General features: G+C 33.8%; 18 protein-coding genes. 2 read left to right on the top strand and 16 right to left on the bottom strand.

All coding sequences use genetic code 11. From position 1 onward, the window contains the following. Window positions 1–214: winged-helix domain-containing protein (locus tag RWO76_RS01770; protein ID WP_314353903.1), on the bottom strand; the 214-nt coding region annotated here is incomplete at its 3' end. 256 nt (window positions 215–470) lie between these two features. On the opposite strand from RWO76_RS01770, the gene RWO76_RS01765 reads away from it, so the two are divergent. Next, window positions 471–2,414: an ABC-F family ATP-binding cassette domain-containing protein gene (locus RWO76_RS01765; RefSeq protein ID WP_314353901.1), complete on the top strand. Its 1,944-nt coding sequence runs from the start codon at window positions 471–473 to the stop codon at window positions 2,412–2,414. Window positions 2,415–2,495: 81 nt separating this feature from the next. Here the strand turns inward: RWO76_RS01765 and RWO76_RS01760 are convergent, their stop codons facing one another. From RWO76_RS01760 to uvrB, 5 genes are all read right to left on the bottom strand, one after another. Continuing rightward, window positions 2,496–4,241, bottom strand: coding sequence for an ABC transporter ATP-binding protein (locus RWO76_RS01760; protein WP_314353900.1), 1,746 nt, complete (start codon window positions 4,239–4,241; stop codon window positions 2,496–2,498). Then, window positions 4,231–5,976 carry an ABC transporter ATP-binding protein gene (locus RWO76_RS01755; protein WP_314353899.1) on the bottom strand — a complete coding sequence of 582 codons (1,746 nt, stop codon included), beginning with the start codon at window positions 5,974–5,976 and terminating at the stop codon, window positions 4,231–4,233. The genes RWO76_RS01760 and RWO76_RS01755 overlap by 11 nt, the downstream gene beginning before the upstream one ends. Before the next feature lie 256 nt (window positions 5,977–6,232). Beyond that, entirely contained in the window at window positions 6,233–7,228 is a 996-nt protein-coding gene (locus RWO76_RS01750; protein ID WP_314353898.1) for an aspartate-semialdehyde dehydrogenase, read from the bottom strand. 79 nt (window positions 7,229–7,307) lie between these two features. Further along, complete coding sequence (locus tag RWO76_RS01745; RefSeq protein ID WP_314353897.1) at window positions 7,308–7,913, bottom strand: MmcQ/YjbR family DNA-binding protein; 606 nt, start codon at window positions 7,911–7,913, stop codon at window positions 7,308–7,310. A gap of 16 nt (window positions 7,914–7,929) precedes the next feature. Next, window positions 7,930–9,906 carry an excinuclease ABC subunit UvrB gene (gene uvrB / locus RWO76_RS01740; RefSeq protein WP_314353896.1) on the bottom strand — a complete coding sequence of 659 codons (1,977 nt, stop codon included), beginning with the start codon at window positions 9,904–9,906 and terminating at the stop codon, window positions 7,930–7,932. 236 nt (window positions 9,907–10,142) lie between these two features. Between uvrB and rpsT the strand changes: the two genes are divergently transcribed. Next, on the top strand, window positions 10,143–10,397 hold the full coding sequence (gene rpsT, locus RWO76_RS01735) for a 30S ribosomal protein S20 (protein WP_006703518.1): 255 nt from the start codon (window positions 10,143–10,145) through the stop codon (window positions 10,395–10,397). A 53-nt stretch (window positions 10,398–10,450) separates the two neighbouring features. On the opposite strand, the gene holA is transcribed toward rpsT, so the two are convergent. The 10 genes from holA to RWO76_RS01685 form a co-directional block, all read right to left on the bottom strand. Next, window positions 10,451–11,488, bottom strand: coding sequence for a DNA polymerase III subunit delta (holA, locus tag RWO76_RS01730; RefSeq protein WP_314353895.1), 1,038 nt, complete (start codon window positions 11,486–11,488; stop codon window positions 10,451–10,453). Window positions 11,489–11,547: 59 nt separating this feature from the next. Then, window positions 11,548–13,794, bottom strand: coding sequence for a ComEC/Rec2 family competence protein (locus RWO76_RS01725; protein ID WP_314353894.1), 2,247 nt, complete (start codon window positions 13,792–13,794; stop codon window positions 11,548–11,550). Continuing rightward, a complete protein-coding gene (locus tag RWO76_RS01720) occupies window positions 13,791–14,453 on the bottom strand; it encodes a ComEA family DNA-binding protein (RefSeq protein WP_314353893.1) in 663 nt (220 codons plus the stop codon). Before RWO76_RS01720 ends, RWO76_RS01725 begins: the two co-directional genes overlap by 4 nt. Before the next feature lie 47 nt (window positions 14,454–14,500). Continuing rightward, window positions 14,501–15,535, bottom strand: a complete 1,035-nt coding sequence (locus RWO76_RS01715) for a SepM family pheromone-processing serine protease (protein WP_314353891.1) — start codon at window positions 15,533–15,535, stop codon at window positions 14,501–14,503. A 2-nt stretch (window positions 15,536–15,537) separates the two neighbouring features. After that, window positions 15,538–16,059, bottom strand: a complete 522-nt coding sequence (gene coaD / locus RWO76_RS01710; RefSeq protein WP_314353889.1) for a pantetheine-phosphate adenylyltransferase — start codon at window positions 16,057–16,059, stop codon at window positions 15,538–15,540. 9 nt (window positions 16,060–16,068) lie between these two features. Beyond that, window positions 16,069–16,644: a 16S rRNA (guanine(966)-N(2))-methyltransferase RsmD gene (gene rsmD / locus RWO76_RS01705; RefSeq protein WP_314353906.1), complete on the bottom strand. Its 576-nt coding sequence runs from the start codon at window positions 16,642–16,644 to the stop codon at window positions 16,069–16,071. Between the two features lie 217 nt (window positions 16,645–16,861). Beyond that, a complete protein-coding gene (locus RWO76_RS01700; protein ID WP_314353888.1) occupies window positions 16,862–17,155 on the bottom strand; it encodes a YlbG family protein in 294 nt (97 codons plus the stop codon). Window positions 17,156–17,172: 17 nt separating this feature from the next. After that, window positions 17,173–20,601, bottom strand: coding sequence for a pyruvate carboxylase (locus RWO76_RS01695; protein WP_314353887.1), 3,429 nt, complete (start codon window positions 20,599–20,601; stop codon window positions 17,173–17,175). Then, complete coding sequence (locus RWO76_RS01690) at window positions 20,579–21,868, bottom strand: putative peptidoglycan glycosyltransferase FtsW (protein ID WP_314353886.1); 1,290 nt, start codon at window positions 21,866–21,868, stop codon at window positions 20,579–20,581. The genes RWO76_RS01695 and RWO76_RS01690 overlap by 23 nt, the downstream gene beginning before the upstream one ends. A 23-nt stretch (window positions 21,869–21,891) precedes the next feature. Continuing rightward, window positions 21,892–22,173 (bottom strand): DUF1507 family protein, encoded by a 282-nt coding sequence (locus RWO76_RS01685; protein ID WP_314353885.1) that lies wholly within the window; start codon window positions 22,171–22,173, stop codon window positions 21,892–21,894. Window positions 22,174–22,323 lie beyond the last annotated feature (150 nt).

The raw sequence follows: 22,323 nt of genomic DNA, 5'->3' as shown, positions 1-22,323 counted from the left end.
CTAATAAATACTCCACATCATAACCATAACCACGTTTTCCTAACGCTCCAAAATATGAAAAGTCACGACGAATTGTCGCACTATCTACTTTTACAGCATCACTTAATTCTGTTGATGAAATACGACGTTTTCCTGCATCATGTAAAAATCTTAAATAACGATGATAAATTGCCAAGCGCTTTGCCGTAGCTTTTGGAATTTCAATTTTTTTCATTTTTCAATCTCCTTTATATCAAATTTCATAAATATTCTAGCATAAGTTTCATATATTTCACAAGCGATATGCTTGTTTTTACATAAAATTATTACATTTGTACATTTTATTATACATATTCCTTAAAATATTCACATCTCAAGCATATTGTGATTTTTTCTCAATCTTACATTTAAATAAAGAACATTAAAAACTTTTGTCCTTACCATATGTATGATAGAATAAATTTGAAACTGCATAGAAAGAGGATTATGACATGATTTTATTACAAGGTCAAGGGCTAGCTAGACATTTTGGCCCAGATGTACTATTTGAAAATATTTCCCTTGAAGTCCAAGAACGTTCTCGTATTGCATTAGTGGGAAGAAACGGAACAGGAAAATCAACATTATTAAAAATTTTAGCCGGAATTGAAGAACCTAGTTTAGGAATGGTCAGTAAGAAAAAAGACCTTTCCATCGGTTACTTAGATCAATATGCTTCAGTCCATTCTGAAAATACAATTTGGGAAGAAATGATAGAATTATTTAAAGGAGTTGAAGCTTTAAAAAAGGAAGCTCTTTTAATCGCTGATAAATTAGGAAATCCAGACGTATTAGCCAATGAATCACTCTACCGACAAACATTAACACGTTACGATGATTTACAAGAACAATTAAATAAAATGAACGCCTATGGCTATGAAGGTGAAATTCGCTCTGTCTTACATGGATTCCAATTTTATCCTGAAGATTATGATAAACCTATTCAACAATTATCCGGCGGACAAAGAACTCGTCTAGCATTAGCTAAAATTTTATTAGAAAAACATGACGTCTTAATTTTAGACGAACCTACCAACCATTTAGATATCGAAACATTAACATGGTTAGAAGATTACTTAAAATCTTCACCGGTATCACTACTAATTGTGAGCCATGACCAATACTTTTTAGATAAAGTCTGTCAAGAAGTCTATGAAATTCATCATCACACTTGCGAATATTATAAGGGAAATTATTCATACTATGTTACTGAACGTGAAAATCGATTCTTACTACAACAAAAAGCTTATGAAAAACAACAAGAGAAAATTCAAAAATTAGAAGAATTTGTTGCGAAAAATATTGTTCGTGCCTCTACGACGAAACGAGCACAATCCCGTAGAAAACAATTAGAAAAAATGGAACGCATCGAAAAACCTCAGTCAGATTCAAGGTCCGCTCGTTTTTCATTTTCTGTTCAAAAAGAATCTGGGAATCAAGTGTTAAATGTGCAAGATGCTTTTATTGGATATGACGGGCAAACGCTAGCGGGACCAATCAATTTAAACATCCGCAAACAAGAAGCCATTGCGATTGTTGGTCCAAACGGAATTGGTAAATCAACATTTTTAAAATCTCTAACGCAAGAAATTCCATGGATTTCAGGAGAAAGTTCATTAGGGGCTAATGTTCAAGTCGGTTACTATGATCAAAACTTAAGTGGATTAAACTCTAAAACAACCGTTTTAGAAGAGCTTTGGAGCCGACATACAACGATGCCCGAAAAAGATATTCGTACGATTTTAGGAAGTTTCCTATTTTCAGGAAAAGATGTTGAAAAATCCACTGCCCAATTAAGTGGGGGAGAAAAAGCAAGACTTGCTTTAGCAAAACTTTCATTAGAACATGATAATTTCTTATTACTCGACGAACCTACGAACCACTTAGATATCGATAGTAAGGAAGTTCTTGAACAAGCGCTCATTGAATATGATGGAACAATTTGCTTTGTTTCACACGACCGATATTTCATTAATCAAGTGGCAACTTCTATTTTAGAAATCACTCCTGAAGGAAGTACCTTATATTTAGGAGATTACGATTACTATATTGAAAAGAAACAAGAGCTTGAAGCCTTAAAACAAGAAGAAGCCACTCCTGTCGTTCAAGCAGAAGTAGCTTTAACCGATACAAAGAAAAATTACTTAAGCTCAAAAGAAGAACAAAAACAACTTCGTACTCTAACAAGACAGGTAGAACAACTTGAAGAAAAACTACATCAAATCGAACAAGAAATTTCTTCCGTTCACGAAGAATTAACATTAGAAGAAGTTTATACGAACCCTACTCGTTCAGCAGAACTTCAACAAACTTTACAAACCTTAAATGAATCATTAGAAGAAGTAATGATAGAATGGGAAGAAGCAAGCTTAGCTTTAGAAGAATTCCAAACTTAATGACTTCTCTCAAATAAATCAAAAGACTTTTCCTCGTAGCTTACGACATGTTCTGCTACTGAAGAAAAGTCTTTTTTACTCTTACTCATTCATAAATTGACTTTGATAAAGATGTTGGTAGAACCCTTGCTGAGCAATTAGTTCTTCATGTATTCCTTGTTCAATGACTTGCCCATCTTTCAACACTAATATTTTATCTGCATTTTGAATCGTTGAAAGTCTATGAGCCACAATGAAACTTGTTTTCCCTTCCATTAATGTTTGGAAGGCCTGTTGAATTTTCAACTCTGTTCTTGTATCAATAGAAGAAGTTGCTTCATCAAGAATCAGCATCGATGGCTTACTTAGCATTACTCGAGCAATGGACAAGAGTTGTCGCTGCCCTTGTGAGAAGTCTTCTCCTTGTCGATGAAGAGGTGTTTCTAATCCTTTTGGTAGTTTTTCAATCATTTTATCTAATTGACATTGCATTAATACTTGTTGAATTTCTTCATCGGTTGCATTGGGATTTCCTAATAATAAATTTTCTCGAATGGTCCCCGATTGCAACCATGTTTCTTGTAAGACCATTCCAAATAATTGTCTGAGTTGCTGTCTACTCATGTCTTTTATAGAAATTCCATCAATTGTAATATTCCCTTTATCTACTTCATAAAATCGCATTAATAAATTAATAAGTGTACTCTTACCACTTCCAGTTGGTCCCACAATCGCAATTTTTTCTCCAGGTTTTACTTCTAAAGAAAAATCCTCGATCAGTGATTGGTTTTTTTGGTAAGAAAATGACACATTTTCAAATAGCACTTCTCCTTTAATCATTTCTGGTAATTGGATTTCTTTTTCTTCTTCAGATTCAATAGGCTCTTCCATCAATTCAAATACACGACTTGCACAAGCAATTGAATTTTGAAACTCAGTCATCACACCTGAAATTTCATTAAAAGGTTTTGTATACTGATTTGCATACGTTAAAAATGCTGCCAATTGTCCAATACTTAATTGAGATTTCAATACAAAAAATGCTCCCACTAATCCTACTACGGTGTACACTAAGCTGTTCACAAAACGAGTTGCTGGATTCGTAATCGAAGAATAGAAAATAGCTTTTAAAGAACGGTTCGCCAAATTTTCGTTCATTTTATCAAAAGTTTCTAATACATTTTTTTCTTGACTATACGCTTGAACTACTTTTATTCCAGTAATCGTTTCATGAGTAAAGGCTGTTTGTTCCGCTCTTAATGTTGATTGGTCATGAAATAAATCATATGTTTTTTTAGCAATAAAGGATGCAACGACAAATGAAATAGGCGTTAAAAGAAGAACTACTACTGTCATTGTCAGTTGAATACTAAACATCCAAAATAATGTACTGATAATCGTTAAGATTCCTGTAAATAATTGAGAAAAGCCTAATAACAATCCATCTGCCATTTGTTCTGTATCCGAAATAACAATACTTTGAAGAGAACCATGGGCTTTTAAATCTAAGTAACTTAAGGGTATTTTAGATAAATGAATAAAAACATCATCCCTCAATGACTTCACCATGCCATAAGCAATATGATTATGACACAAACTCATCACATATTGACTCACCATACTAATGAGTGCTAAAACAAAAATCCATAATAAGCCATTTGTTACAATAGAAAATTGTACTTCACCAACTCCTATCATAGCATCAATGCTTTGACCAATTACTTTTGGAATCCATACACTAGATAACACACTAATTATTGCTAAAAACAGAGAAAATAGTAAGATAAAACGATATGGTTTTAAATAAGGAAATAATTTTTTATACACTTCCCTTTTTTCATGCTTCATGAGGCTGTTCCTCCTTTTGAAATTGTGAGGCATATATTTCTTGATAAATCGCATTTGTTTCCAGTAACTCTTCATGCGTTCCAATTCCAACGATTTTTCCTTTTTCCATCACAATAATTTGATGAGCTTGCATCACTGAAGCCGCTCTTTGAGAGACAATGATTGTTGTTGGTTTAAATGGAGCTTTTGCAATAGCTTTTCTTAATGCTGCGTCTGTTGCATAATCTAAAGCAGAAAAACTATCATCTAATATTAAAATCTCTGGCTTTCTAACCATTGCTCGAGCAATCGTCAAGCGTTGTTTTTGTCCACCGGACAGATTTCTTCCTTCTTGTTCCAATACATACTCTAATTGATTTGGTTTTTGTTCAACCATTTCTTTTGCTTGGGCTATTTCTAAGGCTTCATATAATTCTTGAGTTGTAGCATCTGATTTTCCCCATCTTAAATTTTCAGCAATCGTTCCTCTAAATAAAGCTGCCTTTTGTGGAACAATCCCTAATTTCTGTCTTAATTCTTCTGTTGGAATAGTTTCTAGGGGTTGCCCAAACATACGAATCGTTCCACTTGTTGGTCGATAAAATTTAGGAATCAATGAAATCAGTGAAGTTTTCCCACTTCCTGTTCCACCAATAATCCCTAAAGTTTCCCCTTTTTTTACAGAGAAAGTTAAGTTTTCTAGCACTTCATGACTATCTCCTTCATATTTCAAAGAAACATTTTCAAATGAAAGTACAATATCTTTCTCTTCTGTTGAAGATAAACTGTCCATCTCTTCTGCAAACTCATCATGTTGTTCAATCGTCAATATTGCTTCAATTCTCTTAGCGCTAGCAATGGAACGTGTCACTTGAATCGTTAGATTTGCTAATTTAATAAGCTCTAATAATATTTGAGACATATAATTGACTAACGCAATAACTTGTCCCTTTGTTAAGATTCCTGTATCAATTTGTACAGCTCCTAATTGTAATAACATAATAATCGCAATATTAATAATAATCATCGTCATTGGATTCGTTAAACTCGATAGATGACTGACGAATTTTTGTTGATTCGCTAATGCATCTGTTTCATTTTGAAACGTATGTTGTTCAAATTCTACTCGATTAAAAGCCCGAAGAACTCTCACTCCCGTTAAATTCTCGATTGTCTTTTGAGTGATACGATCCATTCCTTCTTGTACCTTTGTAAATAAAGGAATGGTTTTTAATAAAATAGCATAAATAATGATGGCTAAAATAGGAATCGTTACAACAAATACCCAAGCTGCTTGTACATTTACAATAAATGCCATTATCATTGCCCCTACAACTACAAAAGGTGAGCGAAGTAATAAGCGTAAAAATAAATTCCAACCTGTTTGAACTTGTTGAATATCACTTGTCATTTTTGTAATCAGTGAATCTGTTCCAAGTTGATCAATGGTTGAAAAATCTAATGTTGTAATTTTTTCTAATAAAGCATAACGTAATTTCTTAGCAAAGCCAGTCGCTGATTTAGCAGCAAAATACTGTGCAGTAATCGAAACGATTAAACCAATCACCGCAAGAAGAATTAACAAACCGCACATCATTAAAATATAAGACGGGCGATTTTGAGTAATTCCAACATCCATTAATTGAGCCATCACTAATGGCACAAATAGTTCAAAACTGGCTTCTAACAATTTAAATAAAGGTGCTAGCAAACTTTCTTTTTTATAATAACGAACATATTTCCATAATGTCTTCAAACTCTTACTCCTAATCCAAAAATTTAATAATTAAATTGTAACAAAGTCTATAAAAAATGCAAATATATGCAAAAAAGGCATACTCTCATACGCCTTCTCATTACACATCTCCTAAAATAGAAAATGACTTTTCGCAGTAGCACGAGTACTAGAAGCCAAACCGGCTTCTAGTACAGGGAAAATTGAGACCCAGGCTCAATTTTTAGCCAAGAGACCCGAAAGGGGCTTCTGGCGTCCTAGTGCTACTTCAGGGAAGTCATTTTCTACGCAATTCTTTTTCTTCAATTAACTCCGCAATTTGTACAGCATTACTTGCTGCACCTTTACGAATATTATCCCCTACACACCAAATATGGAAACTATTTGGTTGAGAAATATCACGACGAATTCTTCCAACAAACACTTCATCATGCCCAGTTGCCATTAAAGGTGTTGGATATTCATTATTAGCAGGATTATCCACTACTACGACACCAGGAGCTTTTGATAAAATTTCACGAATTTCTTCTGGAGTAGTATCTTTTTCAAAAGTGACATTGATCTCTACTGAATGTGAATTCATAACAGGCACACGCACACAAGTTGCAGTAATTGCCACTGATTCTTCTAACCCTAAAATTTTACGAGTTTCTTGAATCATTTTCATTTCTTCTTTTGTATAACCATTTTCTAAGAAAACATCAATATGCGGTAATACATTATTATAAATTGGATGAGGATAATTTGTTGGCGCTAATCCTTTTTCTCCATTGACTAAATCATTAATCCCTGCTTGTCCTGAACCAGATACTGCTTGATAAGTTGTGTAAGCGACTCTCTTCAAGCCAAACGCTTCATGTAGTGGTTTTAATGGCACTACTGATTGAATTGTAGAACAGTTTGGATTCGCAATAATTTTTCTTTCTAATGTTGGTGCATTACACTCTGGAACTACTAAGTCAATCTCAGGATCCATTCTCCATGCACTTGAATTATCAATAACAATCACGCCATCTTTTTCTGCGATTGGAGCAAATTTTAATGAAGTACCTCCACCAGCAGAGAAAATCGCATAATCAATCTCACGTTTAAAAGAATTTTCTGTTAATTCTTCGACAACATAATCTTTTCCTCTAAATTGTAATACTTTTCCTGCTGAACGAGCAGAAGCTAATAAATATAAATTTTCCACAGGAAGGTTACTTTCTGCTAATCTTTCAATCATTTTTGTACCTACAACACCTGTTGCACCTACAATTGCAATATTTACCATAATGAATCTCCTCTTTACTATAAGTCTATGTGATGAAAATTATATCGAATGTTTCAAAAAATGTAAAGAATTTGTCCTTTTAACGAATACATTTGTAGCTATTTACAACACACTTCTGTATGAATGCTTCATCCTTACAAACATTCAATGCAATCGAAATCCAATGCTTTTTGTTCATATGATATGCTTCAAACACTCCCTCTTTTGGTAGGAGAGTTTCCTTTTCTTCTGGAGAAATCTTTACATTTAGAATCAGTGCTATTTCATTACTTGTAATTCCTAATTTACTAAATGGAATTTCCATCATTAATGCATACCATTTTCCGTTTTCTTTCACATTGTATACTGTAGCTGCTGATTTTTTAAAGGGCATTGCTGAATAAGGCGTAACATTCTCCAATATCCAATGATTCCATTTTTCTTTTAAAGCTACTAAATATGTATCCACTGAATAACACCATTGAAATACCATCTCTTCCGCTTCTTGCCTTAATTGCTCTGCAATTTTACTATTTGTAGTTATCACATCAAATAATGAATACCGTTCATGAAATTCATCTTTTACAATAATTTCTAAGCCTTTTTCGACAGAAGCACTCTCAATATAAAAATAAAATCCTTCTATTTTGCTAGGAAATGTTTTCCCTTCATATTCTTTTAAATCAGAAGTTAATGTCCATTTCATTTTTTTATCCTTATTCCTATAATTTATATTGCGCTCGAAGTTCTAATATCATATCTCGAACTTGTGCCGCTTTTTCAAAGTTCAAGTCTTTAGCTGCAGCACGCATTTCTAATTCCATCACTTCAATGGCTTCTCTTCTTTGTTGAGCCGTCATTTGTTTGAAATCAGTCTTAGGTGTTTCTTCTTTTTCCACTACATGAGTAATTGCAATTAAATCACGAATATTTTTATGAATCGTTTTTGGAGTAATACCATGTTCTTTATTATAAGCTTCTTGAATACTTCTACGACGATTGGTTTCATCAATGGCATATTTCATAGAATCCGTAATCTTATCAGCATACATAATTACCCGACCATTCGCATTTCTTGCAGCACGTCCAATTGTTTGAACTAAGGAACGTTCACTTCTTAAAAATCCTTCCTTATCCGCATCTAAAATGGCAACAAGTGATACTTCCGGTACATCTAATCCTTCTCTTAATAAGTTAATACCGACTAATACATCAAATTCACCTAGACGTAAATTTCGAATAATTTCTGTTCTTTCTAGTGTTTTAATATCACTATGAAGATATTTCACACGAATACCGACTTCTTTTAAGTAATCGGTTAAATCTTCTGACATTTTCTTGGTTAATGTCGTAATAAATACCCGTTCATTCTTTTCAATTCGGTCATGAATTTCACGGATTAAGTCATCAATTTGTCCATTAATAGGTCGCACTTCAATTAATGGATCTAATAAACCTGTTGGTCGAATAATTTGTTCTGTAACGGTTGGAGTATGAGCCATTTCATAAGGTCCTGGAGTTGCAGAAACATAAATCATTTGTGGAATTCTTTCTTCAAATTCTTCAAATCGTAATGGTCGATTATCTAAAGCACTCGGTAATCGGAATCCATATTGAATTAACTGTTCTTTACGAGCTCGGTCTCCATTAAACATTCCTCTAATTTGTGACATGGTAATATGAGATTCATCAACAACATATAAGGCATCTTCTGGGAAGAAGTCTAATAAGGTATAGGGTGCTTCACCTGGTTTTCTTCCGTCCATATGTCTTGAATAATTTTCAATTCCATTACAATAGCCCATTTCTAGTAACATCTCAATATCATAGTTCGTTCGTTGTTCTAATCGTTGTGCTTCTAATAATTGGTTATTTTCTCTTAATTCTTCTAAGCGTTCTTTCAATTCTGCTTTAATCGTAGAAACTGCTCGACTAATTTCATCTTCATTTGATACAAAGTGAGCTGCTGGGAAAATAGGTACATGTTCTACGGTAGCTTTCACTTCTCCTGTTAAAACATCAATTTCTTTTAAAGCTTCAATTTCATCACCGAAAAATTCTACACGAATAGCAGAAGAATCATGACCAGGAGGAAAAATATCTACAATATCTCCTCTTACTCGAAAACTACCTCTTCGAAAATCAATATCATTACGTTCAAATTGCATTTCTACTAATCGAGTGAGTAACTGATTCCTTTCAACTTCCATTCCTTCTCGTAAAGATAGAACATGCTCTCTATAATTTTCAGGATTTACTAATCCATAAATACATGAAACAGAAGCTACAACAATAACATCTCTTCTTTCAAGCAAAGCACTTGTAGCAGAATGGCGTAATTTATCAATTTCATCATTGACGCTAGATTCTTTTTCAATATAAGTATCACTAGAAGGAACATAGGCTTCAGGTTGGTAATAATCATAATAAGATACAAAATATTCTACGGCATTGTTCGGGAAGAATTCTTTTAATTCTCCATACAACTGCCCCGCTAATGTTTTGTTGTGCGCTAATACTAAAGTAGGCTTATTCACTTCTTTAATCACATTAGCAATCGTAAAAGTTTTACCCGTTCCTGTTGCTCCTAGTAAGGTTTGTTCATGTTTTCCTTCTAAAATTCCAGAGACTAATTCTTTAATCGCTTGTGGTTGATCTCCCTGCGGTTGATAGGGAGAATGTAATTCAAAATGATCCATTCGTCCACTCCTTTTTCCATATTCCTAAATAGTATAGCATGCTCGAAGTGGAAAACAAACAAGAGTGAATTATCAAAATATGGATTCTTTAATGACAGAAAAGTCCTCCAAATCCACTTATTTTATATACTATTTCATCGCAAGACTTGCATTTTTATAAGGACTTTTGTATAATAATTCCTGTTGGAGACAACTGATCAGTGATTATATAAATGTAAGAAAGAGGGGTGAACCCATTGCCAAATATCGCATCACAAATCAAACGTGTTCGTACAAACAAAAAGTCAACACTAGCAAACAACTCACAAACTTCTGCTATGCGTACTGCTATCAAAAAATTTGAAGCTGCAGTAGCTGAAGGTGCTGAAAATGCTGAAGAATTATTACGTGCTGCTCACAAAGCAATCGACGGAGCTGCTTCTAAAGGATTAATCCACAAAAACAAAGCTTCTCGTGATAAATCACGTCTTGCTTCAAAATTAAGCAAATAATAAAAAGCCTGAGAAATGATTCTCGGGCCTTTTTTGTACTTTTTATTTTCATTTCAACCTGCTGATACACTCTTTTGACAAAACTTCAAAATAAATGTTTCTAATTGCAATTCTTTCATTCCAAGTCCTGTTTTCAAAGCATACTCTGTTTCTACTAATAATCGATACGCTGCTTCTAATAAAGCAATCGAAAATTTTCTAGATTGCCCTAGAGCGAGTTTTACACGGTATGGATGGATCCCTAATACCTTTTGCATTTCAGGCTCGTGATAGCCTTCTTTTTGTAAGTAGCTTACTTGTAATAATAAGCGAAACTGCCCTAATAAAATGGCATTCATTTTAATCGGGTCTTCTTTTTGTAATAGTAAATCTCGATAAATTTCAATCGCTACTTTACTATCTTTTCGAAGGACGGCTTCTCCTAGTTCAAAAATATTTTGTTCTAAACTTTTTGGAACTAATGTTGCCACTAAGTCACTATCAATCACTTTCGTATCCATAGCAGATAAGATTAACTTATCAATTTCTCTCATCGCATCGGTTAGAGAATAGTGTAATTTTTCTAAAAATAACTGTAGAACTGACGTTTCCATCGAAACGCCCTGTTCTTGTACTTTATGTTGGACCATCGCTCTAACATCTTTTTCTTCTAATGAAGAAGCATCTAATAAGACTGCTACTTTTTTTAATTGCTTCACGATTTTTTTACGAGAATCTAACTTTTCATAAGGTGCAAAAAATACAACGACAGAAGACTCTAAGGGATTTTCTAAATAAAACTGTAATCTTTCAAGTTGATGATCAATTTTTGATTTTTCTTTTTCACCTGTTAAAAAATGGGGTTTATCAATCATCACTAAACGTCTATCTCCAAAAAATGGGACAGATTCTGCATCCTCAATGGCTGTTTGGACAGAAATTTCTTCCATATTAAAACGACCGACATTTAATTCTTGATCTTCAGGAGCCACTACGGATTCTAAAAATACTTGTCTTGCCCAATTTTGTAAATAATCTTCTTTTCCTTGAACAATATAAATGGGCGACAATTTCCCCGATTTAATTTCTTCTATTTTCTTTTGAAATTCCATTCATGACTCCCCTTTCTCTTAGTCTAGTGTATCGTGAAGTGTTCTTTTTGTCCATGGTTTCACTCGTCTTTATGACTTTTTATCGTATGGAATTTTCGTACGCCTTTTTCTTGCATCATATGAACTGCTCCATCTTCTTCTGAAATCCATATATGAGGTATTTGTTGTTCTAACTGATCTAAGAAGCGTGAACTAAGATGTGATTTCACCGTTCCTCTTCCTTTTTCTAATAGTAAAGTTTTCGTTTGCATTTTTGAAAAGCCTTTTGCTTTTTCAATTACCTCTGTATTTTTCTTAGTAGCTATGACAATTTCAGCTTTATGAGATAGAGTATTTATCTTATCTTCTACTATGAGTATTCGTTCTCCTTGAATTGTAAAAATGGAATTTCGAACGCTCTTCTTACTTTCATTCTCCGGAATCAATTCCCATTGTACTCCAGAATTTAGCTGTCTCTTTCCTACTTCATGAAACTGTGTTGAATCATCCAATTTTCCAAAATATCTTTTTTCAGATGAATTTTTAGAAATGACGACCTCACCTACGGAAAAATCTTGTATTAATTCTTTTAAATCCTCACTATCTTCCACACTAGCATTCGTTAGTACAATGGAATCCAACTGAGAAATTCCTTCGACTAAAACATTATTCGTAACAGTTTTAGAAAATGATTGTTTATGAAGGACACTCCCCTTAGAATCTATGAATGAATTTCCTCCTCTTACTATTAAAGTAGCATCATTAAATCCTTTTGGAATACACAATACTGAAACCTGCGAACCTGTACTTAAAAAGATGATTTGCTCCTGTAGATGATAAGGAACGCTAAGCGCAATCATAAAAGAACAAAACGCAAAAACGATACTTGAATAAGGACGAAACCATGATTTTTCATAACAAACAAGAGCTGCATAAAGAATACCCCAATACAACATCCAAGCTACTGCTGACCAGATACCAAATGTAAATCGTAAAAATAAAAATTGCTCACAAAAAGAAAAGATTTGATTCAATCCATTTAATAACGTATCTAAAAAGAAAACTAAGCCATTAGAAATCCACACACAATCTAATACTACTGCTAAGGCATAGAACAAAATTCCTGGAATAAGGATACTTTCAAACAACAAAACAACTAAACCAGTTAATAACACACTTAAAATATTCCACGTGAAAAAATAGTGACAAATCAATGGCAAGGCAAGCATAGGCGTCAAAAAAGCAATACAAATGGTTTTCTTCCATTTTCCTTGAAGATTATGTTTGGCAAAATAACTCGTCAATAATAAAATAGCTGTTAATCCATAACTTAGTTGAAAAGCTACATTTTCAATGATACTCGCTCGATAAAACAGTGACAGTAAAAATATGATTCCTAAACAATCCGCTGTTGTCAGTTTCCAATGAAACTTCTTGGATATTTGCGCTAAAACATACATCAAAATCGCTCGTGTGCCGCTAATATTCCAATGAATAAAGTAGCCATAAATGACTAATCCAATGATGATAACAGTAACACTTGTTTCTCGAGAAATTTTCCATTTCCATAATACTTTTTCAAGCATATGAATAAATAATGTAATATGAAGCCCTGAAATAGCTAAAACATGCATGATGCCAAGTCTCTTATAATGCCCTATTACTGTTGCATCCGCATCTTTCGTTTTTCCGAACAGTAATAATAAAGCATAGGTACGGACAAAACTTTCTGGCTGAGCATTTATTTTTAAATAAAATTTTCTACGCCAATTTTGAAATAGCGACATCCATGAAGGAGCATTTGTCATTTGTTTAAACCCTCTGACTTCAAATACACGTAGAATCCCAATGCTCCGATAATAACTTTTTTCATTAAAATCCCCTCTATTTTTAGGTTCATTCACCTGTTTACTCTTTCCTATTACGGATAAAGTGAGATTCGCTTCCTCTTCCTCAAATAAGGCTCTCTCTTTTTCTGAATGCATTTTATATTGGAATAACACTTGATGTTTAGAAGAAGTCAACTCTAATTCAGCAATTCCCGTTACAAAGTCTCCATTGATTTTCAAATCATCTCGATTTAATCTGATGATTCCGGACAACTCCCCTTCAGGAACAACTTTAGGATGATAAACTTGATAAGAACGTAATCCAACAAAAATGAGGAAAATAACTACCCAGAACATCTGTTGTTTACTTCTAAAATGAAGAATGAACGTCCATATTCCTATCAAAACATAAATCCCTTTTAAAAACAGCGAAGATTCAGAAAAGATTAAACTTCCTAATATAATTTCTAAGACCGCTATCCAAATCCACTTCTTCATTGGAAAGTCACTTGGCTTTCAATCGCTTCTAAAGCTTTCTTTCCAATCCCTTTCACTTGTAATAAGTCTTCCTTTGAACGAAACGCTCCATGTTCTTTTCGATATTGTAGGATGGCTTCTGCTTTTTTCTTTCCGATTCCTTTTATCGTTTGTAATTCTTCCAAAGTTGCTGTATTAATATTGATAACTCCTTGTTTTGAGTTAGATAGAGTCGTATTAGAGGAAGTTGCTTTTCCTGAAGTTTCCTCTGTCACTCCACCTTCTTGTTTGGAATGTAAATTAGGGACAATAATTTGCATTTGATCGGTAATTTTTTGTGCTAAATTAATTTTTGTTTCATCTGCCTCGTTTGTAAATCCTCCTGCCTTTTTAATCACTTCTTGCATACGACTCTCACAAGAAAACTCATACACTCCAGGGTGAAGAACTTCTCCTTTAATATCCACATAACAATTTTGTGGCATCATCGCAGTTGTTTCTTCCACTCTTGTTGTATTCACAGCATTCGTTACCATTACTTTTTCTTTCGTAGGTGAAGCCATCATTCCTCTTCCTACAAAGATAATAACGATAACTGCTAACACACCACCAATAATTGACAGAACCTTTTTATATTCCATCAACCACCTTTTCACTTGCATAAAAAAATAAAACATCATTTTCCCCTCCTCTAACTATAGATACGAAAAAAATGACGTTTTGTATTTTATTTTTCTAAAATTTTTACTGCATCTTCAAATTTTTTTACAGGATAAACTTGAATGTTGGATTTTATCTTTTCAGCGGTTCGTTTAGCTTCTTCATAGTTCGATAAAATGTTAGGATTTTTTTCTCTCATTTCATCCGTGATTTCATCATCTGGTGCTAGGAAAATAGTTGCTCCTGCTCGAACAGCTGCCACTAATTTCTTATCTACTCCACCAATTCGTCCAACTTCTCCTTTTTCATTCATTGTGCCAGTACCAGCCACAATTCTACCTTGTTTTAAATTTTTATCCGTTAATTGGTTATAAATTTCTAATGTAAACATCAAACCTGCCGATGGTCCACTAACCCCATGCGGATCAAAATCTACTTTAGGAGATTCATGAAGTTTTGAATGCGTCACTAATTGAATCCCTAACATTGGTTTTCCTGTGTCAGGATTTTCTACCAAGACTCCTGTTTTTTCAATAATTTCTTGATTACGATTAATTTCAATTGTAACACTATCCCCAATTTTTTTAGAACTAATGGCTTCAATCATTTCTTGTGCGGATGAAAATGATACTCCATCCACTTTTGTCACAATATCTCCTACTTGAATCTTCTCTTTAAAATCAGATTCAGGAACTACAGTCATCACATATACACCTAAAAATTCTTCTTGAACATTTTTCCCAGCTGCCTTATACGCTACTAAAATGGCTGCATTTCTAGCTTGTTGCATATAATATTCCTGAATTTTATTGTACTCCTTACTAGGAGTTGTTCCATACACTTTTTCCTTTGGAATCATCTCAACATGAGGAAGTAATGTTTGAAGTGCCAATAAAGGGGTTGCTTGTTGGGACAATACCGTCATTACTCGGAAAGATCCTTCCTTCTTCTCATTAACTCCTTCAATAGTAATAAAATCCTCTACTTTTTCAGCGCTGCCCGGCATTTCTAATACATAAGGTAAAGGATAAAATGCAATGATTCCTAGAACTAATAAACTGACGAGCGATATAACAATCGTTCGTAAAGAAAATTTTTTCATACTTACTCACTTCTTTCTTGAAGCGTCATTTGTTGACACTCTTGTCCAGTATATCTTTTTTCCAAAATTTCTGCTACAGACTCTGGAACAAAAGACTCAAATTCTCCGCCAAATTTCGCTAATTCTTTCACCATTGTTGAACTGACATATTCATAGGCTGGCTCGCTTATGAGTAAGACAGTTTCAATATTCTCATCTAATCGATGATTATGATACGCTAATGTCTTTTCTAATTCTAAATCTTGACTATTACGAACTCCTCTTAAAAGGACAGTTGCTCCTAATTGTTTCGCCGCTTCAACCGTTAAGCCCCCATCTTGTACGACAACTCGAACATTTTCCCAATTTGACACAGCTTTTTGAACTGTTTGAACTCTCTCTTCTTTTGTTAAAGTATATTGCTTTTGGTGATTATGAGAAATTAACACAATCACTTCATCGAATAATACTGTCGCCCGTTGGATTAAATGAAGATGCCCCTTTGTAATGGGATCAAAACTTCCTGCATAAATTGCTTTTACCATACAAATCTCCTATTCAAATTCAAAGAAAATTAATGCTGTAATTCCATACTCTACTCGTTTCCATTGAGTAAATCGTCCAATTTTTTCTGGTAATTGTACTGCTTTATCCACTTCTGCGACAACTACAGCATCTTCTGCTACTAATGATAATTTTTCCAATTGTTCAATATCATGGATAATTTCTTGCAGACGATACGGTGGATCCATAAATACTAATGAGACTGGTTTAAACTCTTCTCTTGTAGCTAATGTTTTTAATCCATGCTTCACATTTTGTTTCAGTAATGTAAACTGATTCGAACTCTTTGTAATTTCAATATTTTGTTCAATGGTTTGAATCGCTTGTCGATTATTTTCAAATAAAAAGGCATGGTCCATTCCTCTAGAAACAGCTTCAATGGCTACTCCTCCACTGCCTGCATACATATCCAACATGACACCACCATCAAAATATCCTCCTAAAATATTAAATAAGGATTCTTTAATTTTATCCGTTGTGGGTCTTGTGTTCTTTCCTGGAACAGCACGAAGATGTCTTCCACCAAATTCGCCAGAAATAATTCTCATCTGTGTTCCTCCTTTAATATGATTCTCCTTATTATAAACTTTCAAAAAAAGAATAACAACTCACAATAAGCAGAAGAAAGCTTTGCAAAAGTCACTCGTTTGTAAAATAACCATTTAAACCTCTCGAATTCGATAGGTTTAAAACAGAAGCAAGTAAAGATGTTTTCGCTTTATTTCCTCTAAAAAAAACATGACCACCCTTTAAATAGATGGTCATGACTTTTACATCTAAACATTACGCTTCTGTAGCCAATGCTTGTTTTTCTAATTCAATTTCCTCACGTAATTCCGGTAAGATTTGTGTAAAATCCATTCGAACTTCATGGCGAGGAGATACTTCAACTTTTCGAACAAAGTGAAATTTGCTAACTTTATCTATAACACTTTCCACTTCTTCTTCATTGACATACAAGTAAATATATTTTAGACGTTTAGAAATATATTGAATATTACCGAAACGTTTTAATTGTTTAATAGGTTTTAATGTATAGAGCCATACAATAATCGCTCTTCTTTCTACTTGTTCCATGTTTACTCCTCTCTTCATTATTTTTTACGAATTGTTAATAGTAAATCACTGACATCAATCATATCTTGTTCTTTAACAGCAATCGTTTCAACAACGCCATCAAATGGTGCTTGAATCGTTGTTTCCATCTTCATTGCTTCTGTCACAAGTAACACTTGTCCTTTACGAACCGCCTCACCTTTTGTTACAAATACTTTTAGGACACTACCTGGCATGGTTGCCCCAATTTGTCCAAAGTCATTCGCATCTGCTTTTTGACGTTTAACAGTTGTCATTGTTGCACTCGCATCATGGACAATAATTTCTCGGCTTTGTCCATTGAATCGATAGAACATAATTCGATTTCCATCTTGGTCTGGTTCCCCAATTTGTACTAATGTAATCATAAAGACTTTGCCTGGAGCATATTCCATTTGAATCGTCTCACCCATACGCATTCCATAGAAGAATGTCTGCGTATCTAATTTACTTAAATCTCCATATAGTTCTTTTCTCTCTTGGTATTCCTTATACACTTTTGGATACATGAGATAACTTAGTACTTGTTGGTCTTTTGGCTTATGCCCAAGTAGAGTTTCTAATTCTTTGCGAACTTCTTCAAAATCTACTTCAGGAGCTAATAATCCTGGTCGAACAGTAATTGGTTCAATATCTTTTAATACAACTTTTTGAAGTTTTTCATTAAATCCACCAACCGGTTGACCTAAATCTCCTCTAAAGAATTGAATCACTGATTCAGGGAAGGATAGTGTTAACCCTTTTTCATAAATATTTTCTTCATTAAGTTCATTTTGAATACAGAATAACGCCATATCTCCAACTACTTTAGAGGAAGGTGTTACTTTAATAATATCTCCAAATAATTGGTTTACACGGTGATACATTTCTTTCACTTCTTCGAAACGTTCTCCTAAACCAACTGATTTAGCTTGTTGGTATAAATTCGTATATTGTCCTCCAGGCATTTCATGATAGTAAACTTCTGGACTTGGAGAAACTTGTGCTTGATCAAATGCATGATAAGATTTGCGAATTGTTCCCCAATAACGGTTTAACGTTGTTACATTTTCCATTTCTAATTCAGGTTGGCGACTTGTACCTTCTAATCCATAGTATAAAGTTTCCATACTTGGATTAGATGTTCCACCTGCTAACGCACTAAAGGCTACATCGACTACATCCACTCCAGCATCAATCGCTGTTGCTAATGTTAAAATACCATTTCCACTCGTATCATGTGTGTGTAAGTGAATTGGAATATCCACTGATTCTTTTAAAGTTGTAATCAATTGTTTGGCTGCTTGAGGTTTCAATAATCCTGCCATATCTTTAATGGCAATCATGTGTGCACCCGATTTTTCTAAATCTTTAGCAAATTGTTTATAATATTCTAATGTATATTTTGTTTGCATTGGATTTAATAGATCGCCTGTATAACACATTGTCGCTTCTGCAATTTTTCCTGCATCACGAACGGCTTGAATACTCACTTCCATTTGAGGCAACCAGTTTAAGCTGTCAAAAATTCTAAACACATCAATTCCTGTTGCTGCTGCTTCTAAAATAAACGAGCGAATCACAGCATCTGGATAGTTAGAATAGCCTACTGCATTAGAACCACGCAATAACATTTGTAACAAAGTATTTGGCATTGCTCTACGAATTTTTTCCAATCGATTCCATGGGTTTTCTGTTAAGAATCGATAAGCTGTATCAAACGTTGCTCCACCCCATACTTCTGCTGAGAACAATTGAGGAACTGCTGCTTCATATTGCTGAGCCGCTTGAATTAAATCAATCGAACGCATTCTTGTTGCCATTAAACTTTGATGCGCATCTCTAAAACTTGTATCCGTTAAAAGAACTTTTTCTTGTTCCAATACCCATTTCGAAACTGCATCCGCACCTTTTTCATCCAGTAACTGCTTAGCCGTTATTTCTGGTTTTGAAACGGACTTCAATGTTTCGATATAAGTTGGTCTCTCGAACGCCTTTGTTTCTTGTGGGATTCCTGGATACCCATTAACCGTAATTTCAGATATATATTTTAAAATTTTATTTCCACGGTTGCTTTCTTTTGGAAACTTAAATAATTTAGGTGTTGTATCAATAAACGTTGTTTTAGCGGTTCCTGTTAAGAAATCTTCGTGATGGATTACATTTTTTAAAAATGGAATATTCGTCTTCACTCCACGAATTCTAAATTCTTTTAAAGCACGTTGCATCGTTGTAACTGCTTGAGAAAAATCACGACCATACGTACATACTTTTACTAATAGTGAGTCAAAATATGGCGTTACCACATTTCCTTGGAAGGCATTTCCCGCATCTAAACGAATGCCTAATCCACCTGGAGAACGATACGTATTAATTTTACCAGTATCTGGTAAGAAGTTATTTTCAGGATTTTCAGTTGTAATACGGCATTGAATCGCAGCACCACTGAAGGTTAAATCCTCTTGAGTAGGAATGCCAATTTCTTGATGTAGATCCATTCCTTGCGCAATTTTTAATTGTGCTTGAACAATATCTATTCCTGTAATCAATTCAGTAATGGTATGCTCTACTTGGATTCTTGGATTTACCTCAATAAAGTAAAATTGATTTCCATCTAATAAAAACTCAACCGTTCCTGCATTGACATACTCAATTTCTTTCATAAAGCTAGCTGCAGCATTACAAATTTTTGAGCGCATATCTTCTGAAAGAGAAACACATGGAGCTACTTCAATAACTTTTTGGTGTCGTCTTTGAACAGAGCAATCACGTTCGAATAAATGCACAACATTTCCATGTTTATCCCCTAAAATTTGTACTTCAATATGTTGTGGATTTTCAATATACTTTTCAACATAACATTCTCCAGCACCAAAAGCTTTAATCGCTTCTCCAACTGCACGTTCATAGCTATCTTGAACATCATCCTTACGATAAACAACACGCATTCCACGACCGCCGCCACCAAGTGCAGCTTTAATCATAATCGGATAACCAAATTGTTCTCCAAAATCATAAATTTCTTGAACAGAAGACACTGTCCCTTCTGTCCCAGGGATAGATTGTAAGCCAGCCTTATGTGCAGCAGTTTTGGCTTTTAATTTATCTCCTAAAATATCTAAATGTTCTAAACGAGGCCCAACAAATGTTAGTCCCGCTTCTTGACACTTTCTAGCAAAATCAATATTTTCAGATAAAAAACCATAACCAGGATGAACCGCATCTGCTCCTGATTGTTTCGCAATACGAATAATATCATCCATATCTAGATAAGCTTCAGTTGGTTTCTTTCCTTCTCCAACTAAATATGCTTCATCAGCTTTGAAACGATGTAATGAATGATCATCTTCTTTGGCAAAAATACCAACCGTTTCAAATCCTAATTCCGAAGCTGCACGAAATACACGAATCGCAATTTCTCCACGATTAGCCACTAGTAATTTCTTCATGCTCATCCTCCTTTTCATCAATCAATTGTTCATTTGCTTCTTCTGACTTTTCTTCTTGAGAAAATTCCTCTTCTTCATCTTCCTCAAGTTTGAATTCATTCATTCTAATATAATTCTTAACTTCTTCCTGATATTCTTGGTCATATTTTAATGCAAAAAGTACCATCCCAATCGCAATACTAGAAACAATAAAACTCGAACCACCATAACTTAAAAATGGTAATGGAACTCCAGTAATTGGAGCCAAGCCAAGTAACGCTCCAATGTTCACTCCACTTTGTACTAATAGAAAAATTCCAACACCTAGACATAAGTATCGAGAAAATAATGATCGACAAAATTGAGCTTTCCAAAAAATATATAAAATTAAGAAGAATAGAACGACTAATACAAGCCACACAATAATAAATCCTAGTTCTTCACCAACAATCGCTAAAATAAAGTCCGTATGAGCTTCTGGTAAAAATCCTGTCTTCTGGATAGAGCTAGATAAACCAGTACCTGTTAGTCCACCCCTAGCTAAAGCTAAGAATCCTTGAATCGATTGATAACCTACACCGCTCGTATCATCCCAAGGATTATGAAATGAAAGAAATCGACCGATTTGATAAGCTTTAAAAGGTAAGTACTGAATAATAGAAATTGGTAAATAAGTAAATAAATAACCTATCACAAAAGCAACTCCAGAATATTTAATCGCTCGTTTAGAAAATCCTGTTGTTAATGCTAATAACCACATCATCACGACTGTAATCATTACTGTTCCAAAGTCTGGTTGCATTAAAACAAGAATACTTACTAAAGCCATCATCCCCATTGGATACATATATAATTGTTTCCAATCCTTACTGTCTTTAAACTTTTGATAATAAAAAGCACTTGCCCATATTAAAATAACTTTAGCAAATTCAGAAGGTTGTAAATTAAAAATCCGTAAATTAATCCAACTTTTAGCACCCTTAATTCCTGATTGAGTGAAAACGAATAAGAGTAATAAAATTAGTATTACATAGACTATCTGTAATAAGCGTTCATTAAAAAAGAATTTTTTCCCATTATTAGCAATTCCAATCGCTATAGCAATTCCTGCCACAACGAATGCAAATTGACGAATTAAAAAATATTCGGAGTTCCCTACAGAAGTTAATGAAAAATAACTACTTGCACTATAAATCATAACAAGACCAAATGCAGATAATAAAATGAATATCACCAAAATAATTTTATCTACTTGGAAGAGATTTTTTACTTTATCTTGTACTTTCAAACCAATAATCCCTCTTACTTTCTTTAAGATTGCCAGTTTTTCTCATATACATCACTATATACTTCATTTAATGCATATTCCAAATCAGCCATTAACTGATGTCCTTCATTGGCTTCCACAACTCCAATTGCGACAGCAAATTCTACTTGTTTAGAAAATCCAAATAATTGTGTATCTACCACTTCTTCAAATGCTGGGCATTTAGCAATACATAAATGATTTTTTTGTTGATTAATTAATTGGTAAATTTTATTAGCATTTTCTTTTAATTGCTCAAGAGCATGATTTTGATTAATCTCTGACATTTTCTTTCTCCTTTTGAATAAAATAACTCAAAATAATTATACCACAAAGCATCGTTTTTTCTAAAGAATGATGAGAAATTAATTCAATTTAAATACTGAATGTAAAAAAAGAAAAACTCCATCTAGGGTATAATGCCCTAAATGAAGTTT

It is taken from the genome of uncultured Granulicatella sp. (genome assembly GCF_963521425.1).
Taxonomy (GTDB): domain Bacteria; phylum Bacillota; class Bacilli; order Lactobacillales; family Aerococcaceae; genus Granulicatella.
The sequence above is the reverse complement of the archived record's forward strand: the minus strand, read 5'-3'. Positions and strand labels throughout refer to the sequence as shown.

Bases quoted from the DNA above. Each gene is read 5' to 3' on its own strand.
- RWO76_RS01765 (WP_314353901.1), top strand. From the start codon at position 471: ATGATTTTATTACAAGGTCAAGGGCTAGCTAGACATTTTGGCCCAGAT.
- RWO76_RS01760 (WP_314353900.1), bottom strand. From the start codon at position 4,241: ATGAAGCATGAAAAAAGGGAAGTGTATAAAAAATTATTTCCTTATTTA.
- RWO76_RS01750 (WP_314353898.1), bottom strand. From the start codon at position 7,228: ATGGTAAATATTGCAATTGTAGGTGCAACAGGTGTTGTAGGTACAAAA.
- RWO76_RS01745 (WP_314353897.1), bottom strand. From the start codon at position 7,913: ATGAAATGGACATTAACTTCTGATTTAAAAGAATATGAAGGGAAAACA.
- uvrB (WP_314353896.1), bottom strand. From the start codon at position 9,906: ATGGATCATTTTGAATTACATTCTCCCTATCAACCGCAGGGAGATCAA.
- holA (WP_314353895.1), bottom strand. From the start codon at position 11,488: ATGGAATTTCAAAAGAAAATAGAAGAAATTAAATCGGGGAAATTGTCG.
- RWO76_RS01725 (WP_314353894.1), bottom strand. From the start codon at position 13,794: ATGAAGAAGTGGATTTGGATAGCGGTCTTAGAAATTATATTAGGAAGT.
- RWO76_RS01720 (WP_314353893.1), bottom strand. From the start codon at position 14,453: ATGATGTTTTATTTTTTTATGCAAGTGAAAAGGTGGTTGATGGAATAT.
- RWO76_RS01715 (WP_314353891.1), bottom strand. From the start codon at position 15,535: ATGAAAAAATTTTCTTTACGAACGATTGTTATATCGCTCGTCAGTTTA.
- coaD (WP_314353889.1), bottom strand. From the start codon at position 16,059: ATGGTAAAAGCAATTTATGCAGGAAGTTTTGATCCCATTACAAAGGGG.
- RWO76_RS01700 (WP_314353888.1), bottom strand. From the start codon at position 17,155: ATGGAACAAGTAGAAAGAAGAGCGATTATTGTATGGCTCTATACATTA.
- RWO76_RS01695 (WP_314353887.1), bottom strand. From the start codon at position 20,601: ATGAAGAAATTACTAGTGGCTAATCGTGGAGAAATTGCGATTCGTGTA.
- RWO76_RS01685 (WP_314353885.1), bottom strand. From the start codon at position 22,173: ATGTCAGAGATTAATCAAAATCATGCTCTTGAGCAATTAAAAGAAAAT.